Annotated in this window: 15 protein-coding genes and 1 tRNA gene; 5 read left to right on the top strand and 11 right to left on the bottom strand. The window is 66.5% G+C overall.

Annotation, left to right across the window (positions count from 1 at the left end):
- Positions 1 to 13: 13 nt before the first annotated feature.
- On the bottom strand, positions 14 to 688 hold the full coding sequence (locus ACSE4D_RS17495; protein ID WP_425119406.1) for an HAD family hydrolase: 675 nt from the start codon (positions 686 to 688) through the stop codon (positions 14 to 16).
- Between the two features lie 22 nt (positions 689 to 710).
- Between ACSE4D_RS17495 and ACSE4D_RS17490 the strand changes: the two genes are divergently transcribed.
- A complete protein-coding gene (locus ACSE4D_RS17490) occupies positions 711 to 1,541 on the top strand; it encodes a PAC2 family protein (RefSeq protein WP_425119405.1) in 831 nt (276 codons plus the stop codon).
- A 9-nt stretch (positions 1,542 to 1,550) separates the two neighbouring features.
- Here the strand turns inward: ACSE4D_RS17490 and mshC are convergent, their stop codons facing one another.
- The 3 genes from mshC to ACSE4D_RS17475 all read right to left on the bottom strand — a co-directional run bounded on the left by mshC (position 1,551) and on the right by ACSE4D_RS17475 (position 4,264).
- Positions 1,551 to 2,810 carry a cysteine--1-D-myo-inosityl 2-amino-2-deoxy-alpha-D-glucopyranoside ligase gene (gene mshC, locus ACSE4D_RS17485; RefSeq protein ID WP_425119404.1) on the bottom strand — a complete coding sequence of 420 codons (1,260 nt, stop codon included), beginning with the start codon at positions 2,808 to 2,810 and terminating at the stop codon, positions 1,551 to 1,553.
- A 73-nt stretch (positions 2,811 to 2,883) separates the two neighbouring features.
- Entirely contained in the window at positions 2,884 to 3,696 is an 813-nt protein-coding gene (locus ACSE4D_RS17480; RefSeq protein ID WP_135540898.1) for an SCO1664 family protein, read from the bottom strand.
- Between the two features lie 4 nt (positions 3,697 to 3,700).
- Complete coding sequence (locus ACSE4D_RS17475) at positions 3,701 to 4,264, bottom strand: DUF3090 domain-containing protein (RefSeq protein ID WP_425119403.1); 564 nt, start codon at positions 4,262 to 4,264, stop codon at positions 3,701 to 3,703.
- A gap of 57 nt (positions 4,265 to 4,321) precedes the next feature.
- On the opposite strand from ACSE4D_RS17475, the gene ACSE4D_RS17470 reads away from it, so the two are divergent.
- Entirely contained in the window at positions 4,322 to 4,582 is a 261-nt protein-coding gene (locus ACSE4D_RS17470; RefSeq protein WP_425119402.1) for a hypothetical protein, read from the top strand.
- A gap of 25 nt (positions 4,583 to 4,607) precedes the next feature.
- On the opposite strand, the gene ACSE4D_RS17465 is transcribed toward ACSE4D_RS17470, so the two are convergent.
- A complete protein-coding gene (locus ACSE4D_RS17465) occupies positions 4,608 to 5,507 on the bottom strand; it encodes an aldo/keto reductase (protein ID WP_135540903.1) in 900 nt (299 codons plus the stop codon).
- Positions 5,508 to 5,576: 69 nt separating this feature from the next.
- Here ACSE4D_RS17465 and ACSE4D_RS17460 point away from each other — a divergent pair, with 69 nt between their 5' ends.
- The gene (locus tag ACSE4D_RS17460) at positions 5,577 to 6,413 is read left to right on the top strand and encodes an undecaprenyl-diphosphate phosphatase (protein WP_135540905.1); all 837 of its coding nucleotides are present in this window, start codon (positions 5,577 to 5,579) and stop codon (positions 6,411 to 6,413) included.
- Positions 6,414 to 6,511: 98 nt separating this feature from the next.
- On the opposite strand, the gene ACSE4D_RS17455 is transcribed toward ACSE4D_RS17460, so the two are convergent.
- Positions 6,512 to 7,192 (bottom strand): histidine phosphatase family protein, encoded by a 681-nt coding sequence (locus ACSE4D_RS17455; protein ID WP_135540907.1) that lies wholly within the window; start codon positions 7,190 to 7,192, stop codon positions 6,512 to 6,514.
- 58 nt (positions 7,193 to 7,250) lie between these two features.
- On the opposite strand from ACSE4D_RS17455, the gene ACSE4D_RS17450 reads away from it, so the two are divergent.
- Entirely contained in the window at positions 7,251 to 7,433 is a 183-nt protein-coding gene (locus ACSE4D_RS17450; protein ID WP_135540909.1) for a DUF5703 family protein, read from the top strand.
- A 4-nt stretch (positions 7,434 to 7,437) separates the two neighbouring features.
- On the top strand, positions 7,438 to 8,409 hold the full coding sequence (locus ACSE4D_RS17445) for a DMT family transporter (RefSeq protein ID WP_135540911.1): 972 nt from the start codon (positions 7,438 to 7,440) through the stop codon (positions 8,407 to 8,409).
- Here the strand turns inward: ACSE4D_RS17445 and ACSE4D_RS17440 are convergent.
- The 5 genes from ACSE4D_RS17440 to ACSE4D_RS17420 all read right to left on the bottom strand — a co-directional run bounded on the left by ACSE4D_RS17440 (position 8,363) and on the right by ACSE4D_RS17420 (position 13,505).
- A complete protein-coding gene (locus ACSE4D_RS17440) occupies positions 8,363 to 9,670 on the bottom strand; it encodes a M20/M25/M40 family metallo-hydrolase (RefSeq protein ID WP_240689949.1) in 1,308 nt (435 codons plus the stop codon). The two genes, ACSE4D_RS17445 and ACSE4D_RS17440, sit on opposite strands and share 47 nt — an antisense overlap.
- Positions 9,671 to 9,846: 176 nt before the next feature.
- Positions 9,847 to 9,934: transfer RNA gene (locus ACSE4D_RS17435), tRNA-Leu, on the bottom strand.
- A gap of 81 nt (positions 9,935 to 10,015) precedes the next feature.
- On the bottom strand, positions 10,016 to 10,870 hold the full coding sequence (locus tag ACSE4D_RS17430; RefSeq protein WP_135540915.1) for a MaoC family dehydratase: 855 nt from the start codon (positions 10,868 to 10,870) through the stop codon (positions 10,016 to 10,018).
- Entirely contained in the window at positions 10,867 to 12,219 is a 1,353-nt protein-coding gene (locus ACSE4D_RS17425; protein WP_135540917.1) for a 3-oxoacyl-ACP reductase, read from the bottom strand. The genes ACSE4D_RS17430 and ACSE4D_RS17425 overlap by 4 nt, the downstream gene beginning before the upstream one ends.
- Complete coding sequence (locus ACSE4D_RS17420; RefSeq protein ID WP_135540919.1) at positions 12,216 to 13,505, bottom strand: acetyl-CoA C-acetyltransferase; 1,290 nt, start codon at positions 13,503 to 13,505, stop codon at positions 12,216 to 12,218. Before ACSE4D_RS17420 ends, ACSE4D_RS17425 begins: the two co-directional genes overlap by 4 nt.
- Positions 13,506 to 13,530 lie beyond the last annotated feature (25 nt).

Here is a 13,530-nt window from a genome sequence, read left to right as displayed (position 1 = left end):
ACGATTGGGGAGTTCAGACCCGACTGTGGTGGCGCAGCCGACGCAGATCCTCGACGGTGCGGCCTTCGAGGCCGTCCCACAGGATCCGGCCCGGCCGCGCTTCCAGATCGATGAAATGCGGGATGCCCACGGCGATGGTTCCGGCCGCCTCCGCGCTGGCCAGACCGGGCTTCGAATCCTCGAGAGCGACACACTCTGCCGGGTCGAGGCCCAGCAGGGCCGCCCCGCGGAGGTAGGGCTCCGGGTCGGGTTTGCCCGCGGAGACTTCGTCACCGGAGATGAGTCCGGCGAAGCTGTCGGGCGGGCAGCTGGCGATGACCGCCTCGGCGAGCCGACGGTAGGACATTGTGACCATGACGCTGGGGATCCCCTCGGCTTTGAGCTCGGCGAGCAGCTCCAGTGCGCCGGGCCGGAACGGGACGGAGGTGCGGATCTGGTCGATCACCGCGCTCATGAGGGTGTCGACGATCTCGTTCACCGGCAGATCGAGACCGGCCTCCTGCATCATCGACGCCGAGGTGGTCAGTTCGTTGCCGACGAATTCGAGCCCCTGCTCTTCTGACCAGGGAAGCCCATGAGCGTTCATCAGTTCTGTTTCGGCTCGGATCCAGTACGGTTCCGTATCGACAAGGGTTCCGTCCATATCCCACAGGACAGCGGCGGGCTCGGCGGCGGCAGAATTCGTCATACGCCCAGCGTAGTCTTGAACCATGAGCTTTCTTCCATCCGGGTCCGGGGCACTCGTCTTCATCGCCTTCGAAGGTCAGGATGCCGATGCCTCCGAAGCCGCGAGTTCCCTGGCCAAGGATCTCGTCGAGGTCTGGCAGCTGAACGACTCGCAGATCCTCGACACCGACGGGTTCTACGAATTCCGCTTCTCCGAGCCGGAGATCCTCCGCGACGAGGAGGGAACCGCATCGATCGCCTGGCCGGGGATCGCGGTGCATCGCGGCCGCCTCGGCGAACTGCCGATCACCGTCATCCACGGTCACGAACCGGGACTGAAGTGGCGGGAGTTCCTCTCCCTCATCCTCGGTCAGATCGGTCGGGACGATTCGGTCGTCCTCCTCGGCGGGCTCCATGCGGAGGTGCCGCACACCCGACCGCTGCCGGTCGTGGCGAACACCGAGGACCGAACGCTGGCGGCCGAGATCGGCATCGATGCCAACGGCTATGAAGGTCCCATCGGCATCCTCGGCCTCCTCGCCGTGGCCTGCCGGTGGCGGAGTCTGCGCGCGATCAATCTGTGGGTCGGGGTGCCGGACTACCTTGCCGACTCCCCGTCGCCGAAGGCGGAACTGGCGCTGGCCAAGGCCGTCGAACACTATGCGGGCGTGGAGATCGATATCCATGTGCTCGAGGAGGAGAGCCGCGCATGGGAGCTGGGTGCCGATGAGCTCGTGTCGCTGAATCCGCAGCTGGCCGAACTCGTCCGCGGTCTCGAGGAGGCTATCGACTCCGCCGATCTGCCTGAGGCCAGCGGAGACGCCATCGCGGCCGAGTTCGAACGCTATCTGCGCAAACGCGGCCGCGAGAAGTAGGGCGCAGAGTCAGTCGAGCAGACGGATACCCAGCAGCGCATCGACGGCGTCGGCGACCCGGTCACCGCTGAGCGCAGCGGTGGTCGAGGGCTCGGTGTCTGCGTAGTGTTCGGCCCATTCGTCGAGGATCCCGAGGGCACGGGGGCTGTCGAGGTCGTCGGTGAGCGCTTCGCGGAGCAGACCGATGATGTGTCCGCGCAGTCCTTCCCGGCATTCGGATTCGCACTTCGCCGCATGCCGCCACGCCTCCAGCCGTGCCGCTGCGGTCTCGAGCTGCTCTTCGGTGAAGCTCCAATCGCTGCGGTAGTGGTTGGACAGGATCACGGTGCGGATGACCATCGGGTCGACTCCGCGTTCGCGCAGCTGTGAGACGAGCACGAGGTTGCCCTTCGATTTGCTCATCTTCTCGCCGTCGAGTCCGACCATGCCGGTGTGCATGTAGGTCTTGGCCATCGGGGTGTCGCGCCAGGCTGCGGCGTGGGCCGCGCTCATCTCGTGGTGCGGGAAGATGAGGTCGTTCCCGCCGCCCTGCACGTCGACGGGCAGGCCCGCGTACTTGTCGACAATGACGGTGCATTCGACGTGCCAGCCGGGCCGGCCGCGGCCCAGTGCCCCGCCGTCCCACGACGGTTCGCCTTCACGCTCGGCGCGCCACAGCAGCGGGTCGATCGGGTTCTCTTTGCCCACGGTGTCCGGGTCACCGCCGCGTTCGGCCGAGAGCACGGCCATCGTCTTCTCGTCGTCATGGCTGACGGTGCCGAAAGGCGGGGTGATCGGGGTCGACACCCGGTAGTAGACGTCACCGTTGTCGAGCGTGTAGGCCGCGCCCTTGGCAACGAGGTCCTCCACGGCCGCGGTGATCTCGGGGACGGTTTCGACGACGCCGATGAAGCTCCGCGGCGGGATCACCCGCAGGGCCTCCATGTCCTCACGGTAGAGCTGGATCTGGGAGGAGGCGAGTTCGCGCCAGTCGACCCCGGTGGCGTCGGCCCTCTCCAGCAGCGGATCGTCGACGTCGGTGGTGTTCTGGACGTAGACGACGTCGAGTCCGGCATCACGCCAGATGCGGTTGAGCAGGTCGAAGGCCACATAGGTGGCCGCGTGACCGAGATGCGTCGCATCGTAGGGGGTGATGCCGCAGACGTAGAGACGAGCGGTCTGCTCGCGACCGCGCAGGCGGCGCGGGCTGCGGGAGCTCGTGTCGAAGACCGTGGGCACCTTCCCGGTGCTGGTCAGACGGGGCAGTTGTGGTTCGGGCCATGACTTCACGCAGACCAGCCTAACCGAGACGCAGGCGTTCGGCACTCCGATTCCCAGTGATGCTCGCAACCGGATGCCGGACTCAGATCGGCGGCCAGGGGATGACGGTGCGGTCCTCGGGGGCTTCGGGGAAGAACTCACCTGTGAGGAGAGTCTCGGCCCGCTCGCGCAGAGCCTGCACCTCCTGGGGCGAAAGACAGTCGCAGAGCGCGTCGTTGAGGACCGGGTCCATGTCGACGATCTCCTCGAGGGCGTCGATCTCCTCGGCTCGGAACGATGTGCGGGAGAAGCCCCACAGCACGGTGCGCAGCTTCTCATCGGCATGGAACGTCAGCCCGTTGTCGATGCCGAAGACGCCGATGTCGTGCGCATCGGTGCTCGGCAGGGTCGAACCGGTGATGACATGGCCGGCCTTTCGGTCAGCGTTGTTGGCGAGCAGGTCGAAGAAGGCGACGGCGCGCAGGCCCTCGTTGACCGCATGGGAGAGGACGAGGTCGCGGCCGTCCTCGGTGCGCAGCGCGAAGATCGGAGTGTGGTCGGCCGGGATCGCCTGCACCGCCGACAGGCTCACGGCCTCGTCATCATCGGTGGCTTCGACGTAGGCCTGCAGAGAGCCGCGACCGGCGGGCAGGTCCTCGCGCAGCACCGTCGGCGGGACGACGTCGAGTCCGAGGGCTGAGCTGAGCCGATAGGACGCGACTTCCCGCAGCGCCAGTGTCCCCGAGGGGAAGTCGAGCAGCGGGCGTTCCCCGGAGATCGGTTTGTACACGGCCTTGACCGCCCGGTCCGAGTGTTCGATCACGAGCAGGCGGGTGTCATTGCTGGCCCGCGGAATCGAGCCCATCTCCGTCCACTCCCCCGCGCTCAGAGCCTCGAGGAGAAAGCTGTTGTCCATCACTTCAGGCGCGCGGGATCCCGTTGGCGCGTGGGCACAGGTGGCCTTCGGGCTCGAGCGGGAGGGAGCAGAACGGGCAGTCGCCGCGTCCTGCGCCGACGACCTGTTCGCCGCGGCGGGAGAACTCCCGAGCGGCCGCCGCGTCGAGGACGACGCGCAGGACCTCGCGGTCGACTTCGTCGTCATCGGGGTCGGCGGACGTTCCGGCCTGGGCGTCCGCCTCGGTGAGTTCGAAGCATTCGATGACGAGTTCGTGTTTGACCGTGTCCCAGCCGAGGCTCATGGTGCCGACACGGAACTCCGGTTCGATGGGCACATTCAGTCCGGCGTTGTCGATGCGGTCGTCGAGGGCCGTCTGCGGCACTCGCGCGGCCGGGTCCTTGGTCATGACCATGTCGAGCAGCTCGGTGATCCGGTCGGCGAGGATCTCCACCTGTTCCTTCTCCACGACGACGGTCGTCAGCACGGTCCCGGACTTCGCCTGGAGGAGGAAGGTCCTCTCCCCCGGCAGTCCGATCGTGCCGACGACGAAACGGTCCGGTGTGGGGTGGTCGTAGAGAGCTGCCATGTCTTCAGCCTAGTTCAAACACTTACATGTGACTCCGGCCTGGGATACATTTGAGTCATGAGCACTGATCCTCGTGAGGCCCTGGACGCATTCCTCGAAGCAGTGAGAGAGCACTACGCTGCATCCGCACACCGAAACGGTGACCAAGACCCCCGAGTCGAAGCCGCTTATATGGCTTTGGCCGACGCCTTCGAAATCTACGAAGATGCGATCTACACCGCGTTCGACGAGGTGACCCCCTTCGAACTCTTCGATGACGTCGAAGATGCGAAGGACGATGAGGGATTCATCCTCGACGAAGACGACGAGGACGACTGAGCTCCGTTCTCAGCGCTGTCAGCCGTCAGGAGATCTGGTCGAGCACCTCGGCGATCTCTTCGGCCAGCTCGACCTCGCCGCCGGTGACCTCGGCCAGCTGTGCCGGAGTCCTCGGTGAGACCAGCGAGCAGGCGATCCCGCGGTGCCGGTTGAAGGCCAGAGCGATATCGGTCGTCGACACGCCCAAGGCGGTCGCGGCTTTCCGCACTCCGGCGAGCACCCGATTCGATCGGTCATCGAGATAGGCACCCACATAGTCGCTGAGCTCACCGGCCAGCCGCGAATCCTGCGGTGTCGCCGAGCGATATTTGTCGGTGAGCACTCCGCGTCCCAGCCCGGCACCGGCGATGAGTGAGACTCCGGCATAGTCCGCGGCAGGGATGAGGTCGTCCTCGGCATCGCGATTGAGCAGAGAGTATTCGGCGACGGCGCAGGCGATGGGGATCCCTGCCCCGCGCATCTCCGCCAGCTGCCACCCGCTGTGGTGGGAGACGCCGACATAGCGGATCTTGCCCAGTGTGAGCAGCGTATCGATCGCCGAGGCGGTCTCGGCCCGATCGACGTCGGCATCGAAGACGTCGAGTACGAGGACGTCGAGATGACTGCGACCCGTCGTGTGCAGCAGGGCATCGACCTGGGACAGGATCCGGGCCCGCCCGAGTCCCACCTCGATATGGTCGGGCTCGCTCAGGGACACGCCCACCCGGGCCATGAGCAGCATCTCTTCGGGAAGTCTCAGCTGCCCGAGCACCGAGGCCGCGATTGTGGCAGAGCTGGGCAGCTCGAGGAGGTTCCCACCAGCATCCCTGTAGTCGTCGACGAGACGCTGAGCGGTCCGGTCATCGACCCGGTGGCCCCATTCGAAGGTCCCGAGACCCACATCGCTGACGTCCAGACCGGTGGTGCCGAGGCGTTGGTGCTTCATGCTTCTTGAGGTTACCCGATCCGGCGACTACCGTGGTTTCGTTCCCACCCCATATTCTCAAGGAGTCGTATGTACGACTGGCTGGTCGCTGCCGTGCTCGGAATCGTGCAGGCACTCACCGAGTTCCTCCCGATCTCGTCCTCGGCGCATGTGCGCATCGTCGGCGAACTCATGCTGCCGGGCGACGATCCCGGCGCCTTCTTCACCGCCATCATCCAGATCGGCACCGAGGCGGCCGTCGTCGTCTATTTCTGGCGCGACATCGTCACGATCATCTCGAAATGGTGCAAAGCTCTCGTCGGCAGGCACGATCGCAAGGACCCCGAGGTGCGGCTGGGCTGGCTCATCATCGTCGGTTCGATCCCCATCGTCGTCATCGGCCTGCTGTTCCAGGACCACATCGAAGGCGCGCTGCGCAGCCTGTGGATCACCGCGACGATGCTCATCGTCTTCGGCATCATCATCGGCATCACCGACTGGGCCGGGAAGCGGGAGCGCACGCTCGAAGACATGACCTGGGGTCAGGGCATCCTCTTCGGCTTCGCTCAGGCCCTGGCCGTCATCCCCGGCGTGTCGCGTTCGGGCGGCACGATCATGGCGGGTCGGTTCATGGGCTTCGACCGTCCCGCCGCCGCTCGGTATTCGTTCCTGCTCGCGATCCCCGCGGTTCTCGGCTCGGGATTCTATGGAGTCGCACAGACGCTCGGACGCGCCGATGACATGGTGCTCGGCTGGGGTCCGACGATGTTGGCGACCCTCATCTCCTTCGTCCTCGGCCTCTTCGTCATCCACTGGTTCCTCGGCTATGTGAAGACGAAGTCCTTCGCGATCTTCGTCTGGTACCGCGTGGCGTTGGGCATCGTGCTCTACGTTCTGCTCGGCACCGGCGTCCTCGCCGCTGTCTGAGCCGCCTGCCGGCTCCGGTCGCGGGCGGACCTCAGCCCCGACCTGAGCTTTCCGCTCCGCACGTTCCTGATCCCGGTATTCGAGTGAGAATGCCGGGATCAGCGCATTCCGCCCCCACCGACGGCCCCCGACTGCCCGAGACCGGCAGCGGTCACCGACATCGCGGCCAGCACCGGTCTCGTCCCCGAATAGTCGATGACGGTGAATGAGCCCGGCGCCACGCTCAGACGTTGGAAGTCATCGAGCGGCATGCCCAAGGCATCGGCGATGATCGATTTGATGATGTCTCCGTGGGAGACGATCATCCCCCACAGGGGCTTTTCCTTCGTCTCCGCGTCTCTGTCCGCCTCGGCGTCTCTGAGCTCGGCGACGAGCGCGTGGACACGGGCGACGGACCGGTCGGCCGCCTCGGCGATGGATTCCCCTCCCGGAAACCGGGCCAGCGAGGCGCGGTCGAGCACCGTCGCCCACAGTGGTTCGGATGCGAGCTCCTTGAGCCTGCGTCCCGTCCAGTCGCCGTAGTCGAGTTCGATGACGGCTTCGTCCTCGGCGGAGTGTTCGATCTCGGCCGCCTGCCGGGCGATCTCGGCGGTCTGCACGCAGCGGCGCAGGGGAGAATGGATGAGACGGGCGAAGCGACGGTTCGGCAGCAGTCGCAGGTTCGCTTCGAGCGCGCCCACGCCCTCGTCGGTCAGGGACACACCGGCGGCTCGTCCGGCCAGGATTCCGGAGACGTTGGCGCTGGAGAGGCCGTGCCGCAGAAGAACGATGACGGGCATGGCATCCACATTAGCCCAGATCGTCTAGGGTGGGCCTATGAAACGTCAGCGTCCACGTATGACTTACGAATTCCGCAAGGTTTCGTTCTCCAAGGATGTGCCGCGGTCGGTCAGCCTGCAGGAGCTCAACGACGAGGCGGAATACGGCAAATGGGAGCTCGCTCGGACTCGGATCTCCGTCGGCGGCGTCCGCACCGTCTGGCTGCGCCGCAAGATCATGCCGCTGACTCTGAGCAGCTGATCGTTTGCGGTCGTCTTCCCTCGTTCCCGTCCTCACCGCGGGACTCGTCACGATCGGCGCGGGTGCGGCCATGGCCCTGCAGGGTCGTGCGAACGGTCTGCTCGGTGAAGTGCTCGGGCATGCGGTCTTCGCCGCTCTCATCTCGTTCGTCGTCGGACTCCTCGTCGTCGGGACCACCCTGGCCGTCTCCGCGCGGTCCCGAACCGCGGCGGTGCGGCTGCTGGACATGCTGCGCGATCGCTCCCTGCCCGGCTGGGTGGTGCTGGGCGGGCTGAGCGGCGGGCTCGTCGTCATCGCTCAGGCCACGACGGTGCCGCTGATGGGCGTGGCGATGTTCACGATGGCCTTCGTCTCCGGGCAGGTCACCGGCGGGCTCATCGTCGACTCCACCGATCTTCCGCCGGCAGGTCGCCAACGGCTCAATGTGCTGCGCGTGCTCGGGGTGCTCATCGTCCTCGGCTCTCTGGTCGTCGGTGCCGGTGAGCGGCTGCAGACGGGCATCCCCCTGTGGGCGCCGCTGCTGCCGTTCGTCTCCGGCGCGCTGACGAGCGTGCAGCAGGCCTTCAACGGCCGCATCCGCGCCGCCACCGAATCCGCGGTCGTGGCCACCACGGTGAATTTCACCGTCGGCCTCGCGGCGCTCCTCCTCGGCACGGCGGCGCTCTTGGTCGCGGGCGTGCCGTGGGCCGGGTTCCCGACTGCACCGAGTCAGTGGTGGATCCTCCTCGGCGGGGCCTTCGGAGTCGTGTTCATCGCATTGACCACGGTGACCGTGGCTCGTCTGGGCGTGCTGCTGAGCCTGTTCGCGCTCTTCGGCAACCTTGTCGGTGCCCTGCTGCTCGATGTGCTGCTGCCGATCCCCGGTTCGGTGGTCAACGCGACGACGGTGCTCAGCGCCGCCGGTGTGCTCGCCGGGATCGCCGTCACCGTCATGCCTTCATCAGGAAGTCCCCGAGCACCCGGGTCCCGAACTTGAGCGCGGAGATCGGCACTCGCTCATCGACACCGTGGAACATCGCGGGGAAATCGAGGTCACCGCTCAGCTGCAGCGGGGCGAAACCGTAGCCGGTGATGCCGAGTTCGGCCATGGACTTGTTGTCCGTGCCTCCGGAGAGCGTGTACGGCAGCACCTTCGCCGTCGGGTCATCGGCGAGCAGGCTCGCCTCCATCTGCGCCACGAGCGGGGTGTCGAAGGGGGACTCGAGTGCTTCGCCTTCGTCCTCAGCGGAGATGTCGATCCCCTCCCCCGCCAGCTCCTTGATGGTCAGCATGACGTCTTCGTGCTGACCGGGCAGCGTGCGGCAGTCGACATAGCCCGTCGCCGTGCCGGGAATGACGTTGTGCTTGTAGCCGGCTTCGAGGAACGAGGGATTCGAGGTGTTCTGCAGGGTCGGGGCGACGAACTTCTCGACCGAACCGAGTTCGGCCAGCAGCTGCGGAATCGTCTCGGACCGGAATTCGATCCCGGTCAGGTCCGAGACCCCTTCGAGGAGCTTGCGGGTGGCCAGGGGGATCTCCTGCGGCCAGGGATGGCTGCCGATGCGCGAGATCGCCGCAGCCAGCCGGGTGACCGGGTTGTCGTCGTTGCGCTGGGAGCCGTGCCCGGCAGTGCCGTGGGCGATGAGGTTGAGCCAGGCCAGGCCCTTCTCTGCGGTCTGGATGAGGTACACGCGCTGCCCGCGGATGTCGACGGAGTAGCCGCCGACCTCGGAGATCGCCTCGGTCGCGCCGGAGAAGAGCTCGGGACGGTTGCGCACCATGTGGCGGGCACCGTAGTTCCCGCCGGCTTCCTCATCAGCGAAGAAGGCGATGATGAGATCTCGGCGGGGGCGCAGACCCTGAGTGAGCATGGCTCGAACGGAGGCGATGATCATCGCATCCATGTCCTTCATGTCGACCGCACCCCTGCCCCACAGCAGTCCGTCCTTGATGATGCCTTCGAAGGGGTCCACGCTCCAATCCTCGGCAGCAGCAGGCACGACATCGGTGTGGCCGTGCACGACGAGCGCCGGTGCGTTCGGGTCAGAGCCCGAGACCCGGGCGACGAGATTGGCCCGACCCGGTGAGGCTTCGACGATTTCGGACTTCAGGTCGACCTCGGCGAACCAGGAGGCGATGAGTTCGGCGGCAGGAAGCTCCGGGTTGGCTCTGTTGCCGCCCCAATTCTGGGTGTCGATGCGGATGAGCTGGCGGCACAGTTCGGTGACCTCCGCCTCGGCGGCGCTGAAATCAAACACGAGGGCTCCCGTCGGTGAAGGGCGGATCACGCGTCGGTGCTGTGATCCCGCGGACATCTTCCACCGTATCCCACCTGCGGCAGCTCGGACGGTCGATTCCTGGCCAGTTTCGGCGTGTCCGGACGGGAAGACGAAAATGGCCTCCGGATCGAAATCCGGAGGCCATCTCCTCGTTGTGCGCGAAGGGGGACTTGAACCCCCACGCCCGATAAGTTGGGCACTAGCACCTCAAGCTAGCGCGTCTACCAATTCCGCCACTCGCGCTGGCAACAGAGATAACTCTACATGCGCGAAACGGTGTCGCAAAATCGAAATCGGCATTTGTGACGCACTCCACTTCTTGGTTCATCCTTCGAGGTGTGCCACCTGCGTGAGCACGTGAGGTTTGCCCGATTTCGGGTCGAAGACCGCCGACCTCGAGGCCCCGTGACGCCGTCCGTCGGTGAGCGCATACCCGGCGGTTCCCGGCAACAGGATCGGCTTCGCGAAGGACACGTCCCAGCGGTAGGACTCCAGTCGCGGGTCCATCGCCGACAGTGCCCGGGAGGCCGTGTACATGCCGTGGGCGATCTGTCGCGAGAACCCGAAGCCCTTCGCCGCCAGACCATTGAGGTGGATGGGGTTGAAGTCGCCGGAGACCTGCGCGTAGCGCTGTCCGATGATCGGGTCCAGCCGCCACAGCGCGCTGGGCTGCGGGGCGGTGAACTCCGCATGCGGGACCTGGGCTCGCGCCCGGGCACCGGGCAGCTTCTTACCCTTGGCGAGATAGGTCGAGACCTCATCCATCACGGGACGGCCCTCGACCTGCGCGGTGACGTGGACCTCGATCGTCGTGCCCTTCGCGTGCTCGAACGGCCCGGCGAGTTCGACATGGAAGTCGACGACCTCGCCGAGGCGGGCCGGAGAGAGCACGTCCACCCGGTTGTGGATGTGGACCATCCCCAACATCGGCAGCGGCACTTCGGGATCGGACAGCAGCTGCATGCTCAGCGGGAAGCCGAGCACGTGCATGTAGCCGGGGTGGACGACGTCGTAGAGCCTCTGCTCCACGACATGGGCGAAACCGGCGTAGGCGACCGGTTCGAGCGGTACGCTGCGGTCGATCGACCGCTGCGGCAGCTCGGGGCTGGTCCGCGAGCCCACGGGCAGGGTCTTGAGCACTGCGCGGGCGTAGACGGGGAGCATCGAGTCCGCCATCATGCACCCACCATGTTCTGTCCGCACACGCGCAGGGTCTCACCGTTGATGCCGCGGGCGCCGGCCGAGGCGAGGAAGCTGATCGCCTCGGCGACGTCGACCGGCTGACCGCCCTGCTGAAGGCTGGAGAGCCGGCGGGCGACCTGACGGGTCAGCGTCGGCATCTTCGCGGTCATATCCGTTTCGATGAACCCGGGCGCGACCGCATTGATCGCCCCGCCACGGGAAGCGAAGTCCTGCGCCGAGGCGGCCGTGAGTCCGATGACACCGGCCTTCGAGGTCGCATAGTTCGTCTGTCCGCGGTTGCCGGCGATGCCCGAGGTCGAGGCCAGGGACACGACCTGGGCGCCCTCGGCGAAGAGGCCCTTCTCGGCGAGGTGGGCGTTGATCATCGTCTGCGCGGCGATGTTGACCGCGATGACCGAGTCCCATTTGCCGGCGTCCATGTTCGCGAGCATCTTGTCGCGGGTGATGCCCGCGTTGTGGACGAGGATGTCGACGGGAGCCGCGACCGCCTCGGCGATCTTCTCCGCCGCATCACCGGCGGTGATGTCGAGCTGGAGTGACTTGCCCCCGATCTCATTCGTCACCTGTGCCAGTGCCTGACCGGCCTGCGGCATGTCGACGCCGATGACATAGGCGCCGTCGCGGGCGAGATTGCGGGCGATCGCCGCACCGATGCCGCGAGCCGCCCCCGTGACCACGGCGGTGCGCCCGGCCAGCGGGCCCTTGGCCCCGGTGGACATGAACGTGGTGAAGTCGAGGCGCTCACCGCCCCCGGAGGACACGGTGAGGAACTGCCCGGACACATAGGCGGACTTGCCCGAGAGCAGGAACCACAGGGCCGCGGCCACCGAGGGTGCGGTGAGGTCGACGCCGTCGAGGAGGATGCCGTTGGCGGTGGCCCCGGCGCGCATCTCGTGGGCGACCGAACGGGTGAAGCCGGTGAGGCCCTGTGTGGTGGCGGCCTGTTCGGGTGTCTGGTTCGCTGGGTCCGAGGCAGTCGAGATCGTGATCACGCGACCGCAGGTCGTCAGCGATCGCAGGGCCGCACCGACCTCGAGGACGACAGGTGAGAGTTCGGCCGGAGACTGGGCATCGTCGAGCACGGCGATGATCGCCCGCAGCTTCTCACCGGTCTGCGCGTTCCGGCGCACCTCGAAGCCGTTCTCCAGCAGGAGATCGGCGAGGTTCTGTGCGCCGGCTCCGGTGCCGAGGACGAGGACCGGCTTGTTCGTGTAGCTGGCCGGGGTCGAGCCGAAGCGGTTGAGTTCGACCGGCTGCGGCAGTCCGAGGGTCTTCGCGACCTGCTTGAGCGGTCCGTTGACGAGGGAGAGATACGTGTCTTTCATACTGCCTCCACAATCGCGGTGAGTCCCTGACCGCCTGCGGCGCAGATCGACACCAGGGAACGCTTCTTTCCGGTGGTCTTCAGGTGCTTGGCGGTGCTGGCGATGATCCGTCCGCCGGTGGCAGCGAAGGGGTGACCGGCAGCCAGGCTCGAACCCAGCGGGTTGAGCTTGTCACGATCGATGGGGCCCAACGCCTTGTCGAGTCCGGCCTTCTCCGTGCAGAACTCCTCGGACTCCCAGGCCGCCAGGTGCGAAAGCACAGTCGAGGCGAAGGCTTCGTGGATCTCGAAGACATCGAAGTCATCGAACGTCAGTCCATTGCGAGCCAGCAGGCGCGGGACCGCATAGGCCGGAGCCATGAGCAGGCCCTCGGCGCCGTCGACGAAGTCGACTGCCGCGGCCTCGGCGTCGACGAGGCGTGCCAGCGGGGTGAAGCCGTGCTCGTCGGCCCAGTCCTCGCTGCCCAGCAGCACCGAGGAGGCGCCGTCGGTCAGCGGGGTCGAGTTGCCGGCGGTCATCGTCGCCTCGGTGGGCAGCTTCTTGCCGAAGACGGGGTTGAGCTTCGCCAGAGACTCCATGGTCGAGTCCGCGCGCATGTTCGTGTCGCGGCTGACCCCGAGATACGGAGTGGTGAGGTCGTCGAAGAACCCGTCGTTCCACGCGGCGGCGAGGTTCCGGTGCGAAGCCACGGCGAGTTCGTCCTGGGCCCGGCGCGTGATGGCCCATTCGGCGGTGGTCTTCGCCTGGTGCTCACCCATGCTCAGTCCGGTGCGCGGCTCGCCCGTACTCGGCGCCTGGGGCGCGAGATAGGCGGGGCGGATCTGCGAAGCGATCTTCGCCTTCTGCACCATCGTCTTCGCCCGGGTGAGCTCGAGCAGGATCTCGCGCATCGAATCGTTGATGACGATCGGGGCATCGGAGGCCGAGTCCACGCCCGAGGCGATGCCTGATTCGATCTGGCCGGCGTTGATCTTGTTGTTAAGGCTGACGACGGCTTCCAGGCCGGTGGCGCAGGCCTGGCCGAGGTCGAATGCCGGGGTCGTCGGGGCCAGCGCAGAACCGAGGACGGCCTCACGAGTGAGGTTGAAATCCTTCGAATGCTTGAGGACTGCGCCTCCGGCGACCTCTCCGATGTTCTCCCCGGCCAGCCCGAAGCGGGCGACGAGCCCGTCGATGGCCGAGGTGAGCATATCGAGGTTCGTGGCCTTCGCGTACTGCTTGTTCGAGCGCGCGAAGGGAATGCGATTGCCGCCGAGGATGACGGCGCGTTGAGTGGGAGCGGACATGTGCACCTCCGAATGGTTGATTTAG

The sequence above is a fragment of the Brevibacterium sp. FAM 27836 genome, assembly GCF_051351055.1.
In the GTDB taxonomy this organism is placed as follows: Bacteria; Actinomycetota; Actinomycetes; order Actinomycetales; family Brevibacteriaceae; genus Brevibacterium.
Note: the sequence above shows the minus strand (reverse complement) of the source record. Positions and strands in the feature narration are given on the sequence as shown.

What these genes read in the sequence shown, in the direction of transcription:
- ACSE4D_RS17495 (WP_425119406.1), bottom strand. Translation starts at nt 688, where the DNA reads ATGACGAATTCTGCCGCCGCCGAGCCCGCCGCTGTCCTGTGGGATATG.
- ACSE4D_RS17490 (WP_425119405.1), top strand. Translation starts at nt 711, where the DNA reads ATGAGCTTTCTTCCATCCGGGTCCGGGGCACTCGTCTTCATCGCCTTC.
- ACSE4D_RS17480 (WP_135540898.1), bottom strand. Translation starts at nt 3,696, where the DNA reads ATGGACAACAGCTTTCTCCTCGAGGCTCTGAGCGCGGGGGAGTGGACG.
- ACSE4D_RS17475 (WP_425119403.1), bottom strand. Translation starts at nt 4,264, where the DNA reads ATGGCAGCTCTCTACGACCACCCCACACCGGACCGTTTCGTCGTCGGC.
- ACSE4D_RS17470 (WP_425119402.1), top strand. Translation starts at nt 4,322, where the DNA reads ATGAGCACTGATCCTCGTGAGGCCCTGGACGCATTCCTCGAAGCAGTG.
- ACSE4D_RS17465 (WP_135540903.1), bottom strand. Translation starts at nt 5,507, where the DNA reads ATGAAGCACCAACGCCTCGGCACCACCGGTCTGGACGTCAGCGATGTG.
- ACSE4D_RS17460 (WP_135540905.1), top strand. Translation starts at nt 5,577, where the DNA reads ATGTACGACTGGCTGGTCGCTGCCGTGCTCGGAATCGTGCAGGCACTC.
- ACSE4D_RS17455 (WP_135540907.1), bottom strand. Translation starts at nt 7,192, where the DNA reads ATGCCCGTCATCGTTCTTCTGCGGCACGGCCTCTCCAGCGCCAACGTC.
- ACSE4D_RS17450 (WP_135540909.1), top strand. Translation starts at nt 7,251, where the DNA reads ATGACTTACGAATTCCGCAAGGTTTCGTTCTCCAAGGATGTGCCGCGG.
- ACSE4D_RS17430 (WP_135540915.1), bottom strand. Translation starts at nt 10,870, where the DNA reads ATGATGGCGGACTCGATGCTCCCCGTCTACGCCCGCGCAGTGCTCAAG.
- ACSE4D_RS17425 (WP_135540917.1), bottom strand. Translation starts at nt 12,219, where the DNA reads ATGAAAGACACGTATCTCTCCCTCGTCAACGGACCGCTCAAGCAGGTC.
- ACSE4D_RS17420 (WP_135540919.1), bottom strand. Translation starts at nt 13,505, where the DNA reads ATGTCCGCTCCCACTCAACGCGCCGTCATCCTCGGCGGCAATCGCATT.